The 6991-nt window shown below is 36.3% G+C and carries 8 protein-coding genes; 2 read left to right on the top strand and 6 right to left on the bottom strand.

The genetic code is table 11. The annotated features are described in order from the left end of the window. Positions 1–447: 447 nt before the first annotated feature. The gene (locus tag EKM78_RS08070) at positions 448–1644 is read left to right on the top strand and encodes an NADH-dependent flavin oxidoreductase (protein WP_125771149.1); all 1197 of its coding nucleotides are present in this window, start codon (positions 448–450) and stop codon (positions 1642–1644) included. 130 nt (positions 1645–1774) lie between these two features. Here EKM78_RS08070 and EKM78_RS08065 read toward each other — a convergent pair whose 3' ends face one another. The 6 genes from EKM78_RS08065 to EKM78_RS08045 all read right to left on the bottom strand — a co-directional run bounded on the left by EKM78_RS08065 (position 1775) and on the right by EKM78_RS08045 (position 6306). Then, entirely contained in the window at positions 1775–2848 is a 1074-nt protein-coding gene (locus EKM78_RS08065; protein ID WP_164507260.1) for a hypothetical protein, read from the bottom strand. A 57-nt stretch (positions 2849–2905) separates the two neighbouring features. Continuing rightward, complete coding sequence (locus tag EKM78_RS08060; protein ID WP_125771145.1) at positions 2906–3340, bottom strand: hypothetical protein; 435 nt, start codon at positions 3338–3340, stop codon at positions 2906–2908. A gap of 115 nt (positions 3341–3455) precedes the next feature. Next, positions 3456–4157, bottom strand: coding sequence for an ImmA/IrrE family metallo-endopeptidase (locus EKM78_RS08055; protein WP_342768449.1), 702 nt, complete (start codon positions 4155–4157; stop codon positions 3456–3458). A 17-nt stretch (positions 4158–4174) separates the two neighbouring features. Then, complete coding sequence (locus EKM78_RS13365; protein ID WP_342768448.1) at positions 4175–4534, bottom strand: HigA family addiction module antitoxin; 360 nt, start codon at positions 4532–4534, stop codon at positions 4175–4177. Continuing rightward, complete coding sequence (locus EKM78_RS08050; protein WP_281273617.1) at positions 4527–4811, bottom strand: type II toxin-antitoxin system RelE/ParE family toxin; 285 nt, start codon at positions 4809–4811, stop codon at positions 4527–4529. The genes EKM78_RS13365 and EKM78_RS08050 overlap by 8 nt, the downstream gene beginning before the upstream one ends. A gap of 184 nt (positions 4812–4995) precedes the next feature. Beyond that, complete coding sequence (locus tag EKM78_RS08045) at positions 4996–6306, bottom strand: hypothetical protein (RefSeq protein ID WP_125771143.1); 1311 nt, start codon at positions 6304–6306, stop codon at positions 4996–4998. A gap of 382 nt (positions 6307–6688) precedes the next feature. On the opposite strand from EKM78_RS08045, the gene EKM78_RS08040 reads away from it, so the two are divergent. Then, positions 6689–6979: a hypothetical protein gene (locus EKM78_RS08040; protein ID WP_125771141.1), complete on the top strand. Its 291-nt coding sequence runs from the start codon at positions 6689–6691 to the stop codon at positions 6977–6979. The last annotated feature ends 12 nt before the right edge of the window (positions 6980–6991 follow it).

The raw sequence follows: 6991 nt of genomic DNA, 5'->3' as shown, positions 1-6991 counted from the left end.
TTATTTTTCCTACTCATTGTTATCGTCTCCCGGACTGATTATTGTTTTTCATCTGTCCGGTTAAAAAAATTGTAGCAGATCTTGCTTGTCAGCACTGGCTGACTTGTTTGCGTTATTGCTGCACCCCACTAACAGTAGCAAGCAACCTGCCGCCACTGCAAAAAATATTAACCTTAGATTCTTCATCGATTTCCCCCATGATTTTTGATTTATTAACTAAAAAAAAAGAGCACAAAAACTCCACATTATTTTGTGGTAGTTTTTGCACTCTTTTGTGTCTTTATTTTATCGTGTTTTCTTCTATTGGAAAAATATTTTCCATCGTTGACTAATCAAGTGATATCAATTTATCCATCGTTTTTTATCGAATGATAAGCAATGTTAAATGCTTCACAATTTAAAATGATAGCGGTAACATAACTTTATTGGGAAAGAGGAGGAAACATTATGGCAGATTATAATTTTTTGAAACCTTATACTTTTAAGAAAAAGGGGATCACAGTTAAGAACCGGATCGTAATTCCCCCAATGACAGAAATGATGAGTTTTGCTAATGGTGAAGTTACGCGGGATGAACTTCGCTATTACCGGATCCATACTGGTGGCGCTGGTATGTTTGTTACCGCCGTTGCTTACGTTAATGATGAGGGTAAAGGATTCGAAGGTGAACTTAGTGCATCTGACGATAAATTCATTCCAAGTTTGAGGAGCTTGGCTGATGCTATTCACAAGAATGGAACTAAAGCTATTTTACAAATTTTTAGTGCTGGTCGTATGACTTTCACATCCGTACTTCGTGGCAAACAGCCTGTTAGTGCTAGCGCCGTTACCGCCTTACGTGAAAATTCTGAGGAACCTCGTGCTTTGACTGAAGAAGAAGTTGAACAAACGATCAAAGATTTTGGACAAGCTACTAAGCGTGCTATCTTAGCCGGTTTTGATGGTGTTGAGATCCATGGTGCTAATACTTATTTGATCCAACAATTCTTCTCACCACACAGCAACCGTCGTGATGATAAATGGGGTGGCTCACTTGAAAAGAGAATGGCTTTCCCATTCGCCGTCATCGATGAAGCTCAAAAAGCTATCGACAAGTATGCTGACAAGCCATTCATCTTAGGCTACCGTCTTTCACCTGAAGAAGTCGAAAAACCAGGTATTAGCTTTGACGATACGTTAGCATTCGTTGATGCTATCAAAGAAAAGCCAATCGACTACTTGCACGTTTCAATGGGTGATGTATGGCGTAAATCTTTGAACGACAAGTCAATCGATACTCCACTCAACTTAACGATCAAGGAACACTTAGGTGACGACATCCCATTGATCGGTGTCGGTGACATCCAGACACCTGCTGAAGCTGAGAAAGTCTTAGACAAGGGCATCGATTTCGCAGCCATCGGACGTGAATCACTCCGTGAACCAAACTGGGTCGAAAAAGTTGAAAGTGGCAACGAAAAAGGGATCCGTTACACTCTATCAATGGACGACCACGACGAGCTCGGTCTATCTGGTATGTTCTGGGATTTCTTGATGCAATCATTTAGACCTGGAATGCAAGTTAGCGTTGATAAAACTACTGACAGATCATTGTTCAACAACGCCATGGATGATATCTTTGGCGGTGGTAAGACTGGGGTTTAAAATCTTATAAAAATAGATGAACAAGGGTTACTCATTCCTCCATATTACGAGGTGTGGGTAACCTTTTTTCTTATTCTATTTTCCAAAAAAAGACTGTACCCCAAACTCGAATACAGTCCAAAAACTATTTTTATTTGCGTTTCTTTTTCTTCTTCTTTTTCTTACGTCTAAGTTTTCCTTTAGAAAAACCAACAGATCCAACCGAACTACTTTGCCCTAGTAACGCATCGATCAATGCATCAGCATGTTCAAATGTCGTTATGTGGTCATTTCTCATCATGCGAATGAGGTTCTTTAAAATTGACATCCCTTCGTCAGAAGTATGACTACGAAATGATCCTCCCACTTCTAACATATTACGAGTTTGCCATTTTTGGGGACCGGTCAAATAATAAGCATAGAAAAAATCTACCATTTGTACGACTGTGTCAATAACATCAGATTTAGAAATATCTTCATTCAGACCATATTGACGCCGTTTCAAGTAAAGCTTCAACCCTAATTCTAATCCCTGATCATGATATCGCTTTGCTTCTTCCATATTCCAAAAATGATTACCGTATTTCAGAATATGATCATTATTCAAATATTGTCGTTCAGCATCAGTCTCATAATTCTTAGCAGCTTTCCGTAATTGTTTTGGATCATTGAGAAGCTCTGGTTCATCCACCGCTTCTTCATCATTAGTCTCATACGAATTTCTTGAAAGGAAATCATCAATGGCTCGATCTGTAGATTTACGATCACTTTTATCAAGATACTTTTTAAGACCTTCAAATCCACCTTCAGCAAAAAATGTTTCGCCAAATTCATGCACTCGTTCTTGATCATTAATATCGAGCTGACGTTTAACTGTTTCTTCACTGATCATCTTGTAAAGATTAGCGCTTGCGTCCTTATGTATTTGCTTAAGCATTTCTGGCTGGATCTCTTCAAAAAAGCGAATATATTTATCCGTTTTATTTTGATCAAGCAAGTCATTCTTACCTAAAAATTCCATCAAATTGGTCAATGCCGGAACAATATTAGTTATATCACCGTCGGTAAAAATAGTCTCTTTGACAAAGTCATAGGTCATAACTTCAGTCAGGGCCTTTTTTGTCCAGGTTTTAGGAGTCTTACGATAAATTTGATAAACGTCGACCGTTAAAGTTCCCATCAACATCTTGAGCATGAGATCATCTGAGTTCCGATATACCGGCACAAAATCTGAACTTTCGATATATTTTGTACACCACTCGTCACTCAACTTTAAATATTTTTATGAAGTCTTATCTTGATACTTAGTTAGCTTTTTCACATCTTCTTCAGGAGTGAACGGTTCGATCGGTTGTGATAAATATGAATCCCCTTCGATACCATGCAATAAATCATCGATTTTGGCTGTAGACAAACTCAAATATTCTTTTTTAGCAGCGAATCTCAAAAAAGCTGCCAATGTTTTATAAGCATTAAAGGCGTGAATCTTGGCATTGGGAGTCTCAAAATTTTCTTCGTAAGAAATCGTTTCTTTCAAAAAATATTCAATTTTTTCCTCAGTCCACAATTTCAAATCTTCACAACCAACATTAGACATCGTAGCCGCGAAATCAATTATTGTCTTTCTAACTCTTTGAGCAGGATAATCGATCAAGCTCTTCTTCTCGTCACTCTTTTCAAAAACGTATAGAATTTCTCCTAAGGCAGGATAACTCATTTCATACTCTCCTCATTATTTTGTTAATTATAGTTTACCTTTTTTGAGGATATCTTTGAATGGGGTTACAAAAAGAGACTAACGTTTTGACTTTACGTTAGTCTCTTTTACGAAATCATACTATTATCTCATAGCTTGTTCTTAAGCGGTTCAAATAATCACGTCCAATAATTTCATCGTTTTGAAGCCTTCCAACGACAATGCTTGGATTGATACCTAAATCATGCGCAAATTTCTTCACCGAATTTGCACTGAAATCATTTCTGCTAACGAAGACATCATATTTATCTTTCGGGATAAAAAATTCACTAGCAAAGTCATCTGCACGTTTTTCTTTGATTTCGTAATTTTCTTTGTCAGTATGATCAGCATTAAAATCTTCTTCATAAATATGACCCAATTCGTGAATCAATGAAAACCAAAATATATCTGATTTCTTATTCTTATCTGTAATAAGTAGCATCACACTGCCATTTTTAAATTTCTTTGTTGCACCATTTAATCGTGCATTTTTCAAGTTAGGCAAGGCTACTAAAACTACACCGCAATTTAATAATAGATCTCGTAGCTTTGGGTAGAAATCTTCTGGATCCTCCGTAGAAAATTTCTTAATAGTTGAAAAGTTTTGTTTTAACTTCTTAGGCTGGAATGGCGTATCAGTTGCATTTCTTGCTTTTGCCATTGCCAACTCAACAACAACATTAGAGTTAATTATGGTCTTATCCCTTGCATTAAAATTATCCGTATTGCGATAACTCACATTTGGATTAAAAATGCGTAAATCGTTAAGATTAGCTAACTTAAGCTGATCTTTCATTACTATAATTTTTTCGGTTAAACTATATCTTTTATCTTCAATTTCAGTATTTTTTTGAAATATCCAAAATCTATAGACTCAGCAACGGATTTTTCATCAGCATCTCGACTTTCCTTTATTTCTTGCACCTTAATATCATAACTAGACTGCAGATTTAACCAGGTTTTTCCTGAAATCCCGGTGATTTTTGATAGCTTGCTGGCCAGTTCAGTTGTAACTCTAGCCTCCCCATTTACAATTTTACTAATTGTCTTTGGAGTGGTATCAATTCGATAAGCAAATTCCGCTTGAGTCATATTTAGTTCTTCAATAATATCGCCTATATATGAGCCAGGATGGAAGGCAATCAAATTATTATATTCTATTTCATTACTCATAATGTTTGCTAACCTCCACGATTATTATTTCCTGAATTATAAGAGAATCCATATTGGTATCCATATTGTTGTCAAAAGTAACAATAAGTCGATAACTACTTCTCCGACCGTCAATATCCATCGAATACAAGCCCTCTTTTTTACCATGTAATTTGTGGAAATAATATAAGGGATTATTAATTATGGACTGTACATCTTCAGATGCCTTGATAAAATTTACTAGTCTCAACAACTTCTTAGCAATCTTTTCGGGAAAGTCTTTCTTTGCTCTTCCCAAATCACTGCACTGTTTCTGAACCTTATTACTATGAAAGGAAACCTGTATTTGATTCTCCCAGCGGTTGCATAAATTACCTTTATGGTAATTCGATTATATGAATTCCATTGATTTAAGTCAATGGATAAGCCCACAAAAAGGATAACTTCAAGATTTGAAGTTATCCTTTTTAATAACACTTATATTAATTCTTCTTATTAAATGGAACAATCCTGCCTTGAAAGGCCCCAATCAGTTCTTCGGATTTTTGCTGAAAAACAGTTCCATTATTTCCTAATAATTCTAGGTAACTGATAACTAGGTCTTTTTTAGCTTGATCATGCTTTTCGCTTGAAAAGTGTCCAAATGTTGCCATAGTCGTGGTTGACAATTGAGCTGGCATTTCCAGGCTGATGGAATATAGGACGTCAACTAAGCTACTGATCATTTCGACGATAAAGTCGATCTCAAAACCTTGAACTAGTTTATAACGGGCTCTCGTCGACCACATTTCTAAACCAAGTTTAATGCCTAATTTATGCGTTGCAATAGCCGTTTTCTTGTTCCAAGTTCTAGAATTATGAGTTTTCGGATGCTTGAGCTTTAGATAACTCTGGTCAGAATCAGGGTCAATATCATCAATTGCCATATCCAAAACTTTATCCATCGGCATCCCTTGTTCTTGAGTATCTGGATTGTTTTTTGCTTCATATTCTTCAAGCATCTTCGGTTCAGCCGCAGCAATGTAACGCTTATTACGTTCGATGGTAGCAGCTGGCAATTCTTCAATTTTACCCACGAAGTCAAAATATTTCAGCAAAGCCGGTACGACACGTTTGATTTCCTTTGGCATAAAAATATTATATCTGATTAGATCATCCGTCATTACCGCAGTGACAGCTTTTTTCGTCCAGCTTCTCGGTGTCTTTCTAAAGTCAGTATAGATAAGATCGGTCATAGCTGAAATGGCGGTATACAACAGTTCCGCATTCACGCCCTTAGGTCGCTTTTTCCATGAAGGGCTATTAGTATAAATTTCAGCCCATGTTTGGACCTCATCGACAATTCTATCCGCCGTATGTTGCTGATATTTTGGCAAGCTATCAACCTGTTGGTCGGGAACACCGGAATAGTACGGAATCGGGTCACCCTTGAAATTATTTCTAATTTCAAAACCTTTTAAAGTCAAAGTTAGCTGCATATTATTAAGTCCAATATAATTGGTCCTAACAGCGAATTCCATAAATTCACGAACACTAAAGTAAAAAAATGCGAGTGTGGCGACGGCTCTGGGATCGCTATCGTTATCAGCAACTCCCTGCATATCATCGAGGGCTCTCATAATGCTAATGGGATCCCAATTTTTCAACGTATCAGCCTTGCCCGCAAAAACCATATCTGCAAATTGCAAGACAGAATCCATAATCATATCTGCAGGATAGTCTTTCAAAGTATTGAATTCCTTGGAACCAAGAAAATCAGTCAGAGCGTTTTTTAAATTTGTTTCATCTTTCATGAGCAATGCTCCCTATTTAGTCGTTGTTGTTAATTCTAGGATACCAAATTTGTGGGTATTGTTTGGGATTTTGGCAAAATTAATACAGTCCAGTGACGTATTTGATAACGCATATTTGACAAAAAAACATTTTGACAAATCACAATTGACTTAATTTAGATCATTGACCAAATCTCAAGTGTCCATGTTCGACATCAAAAATCTCATATAATATTATTTAGGTGGTTCCTATTATTAAAAAATAATCAATATCATTAGGAGATGGTCGCAAAGCTGTTAAACAAAACCAAATATAAAAGAGGCTTCGATTACGAATAACCCCCTTACTTTGGATATAGGATTCGGTTCTAATCTTTCAATAGGATATTTAGACGTTGAATCAATGAGATTTATAAGAATCAACAATGTTAATGAACATCACGATATTTTCAAAAATATCACTGAAAACTTTGAATGGTACAATCACGAAAGTATCATGATCATTCCCGATCCAATATCAGCTCCTAGAAGAAACTGGTATCAAGAATTGTTTCTCTGCAAGCAGAACATTGATTGTCCGGGAAAATTCGTGGTATTTTTTCATTTTATCAATTACAAGAATCAACTGTACTATGCCACATCACTAACATTGCCTGAATTCTTGCATATCAAGTACGGATTAAATATTAAATAGCGTTTCCATCTA

It is taken from the genome of Companilactobacillus furfuricola, assembly GCF_003946325.1.
Classification (GTDB): Bacteria; Bacillota; Bacilli; order Lactobacillales; family Lactobacillaceae; genus Companilactobacillus; species Companilactobacillus furfuricola.
The sequence above is the reverse complement of the archived record's forward strand: the minus strand, read 5'-3'. Positions and strand labels throughout refer to the sequence as shown.